Origin of the sequence: Neisseria sp. P0014.S002, from assembly GCF_051958295.1 — a bacterium.
Classification (GTDB): domain Bacteria; phylum Pseudomonadota; class Gammaproteobacteria; order Burkholderiales; family Neisseriaceae; genus Neisseria; species Neisseria flavescens_B.
Window position 1 is genome coordinate 1 of the sequence record NZ_JBQCVO010000137.1, and the last position, 233, is coordinate 233.

Sequence of the window (233 nt, forward strand, 5' to 3'; positions counted from 1 at the left end):
GTTGTAAACCTCTTTTCTCAGGGAAGAAACCTGACGGTACCTGAGGAATAAGCATCGGCTAACTCCGTGCCAGCAGCCGCGGTAATACGGAGGATGCAAGCGTTATCCGGAATTATTGGGCGTAAAGCGTTCGCAGGTGGCTGTTCAAGTCTGCTGTCAAAGCCCGGGGCTTAACCCTGGAAAGGCAGTGGAAACTGAGCGGCTAGAGTGCAGTATGGGTAGAGGGAATTCCC

Annotated in this window: 1 rRNA gene; it reads left to right on the plus strand. The window is 53.2% G+C overall.

Annotation, left to right across the window (positions count from 1 at the left end):
* Positions 1-233 (plus strand): 16S ribosomal RNA (locus ACTHSX_RS10900); the annotation flags it as partial.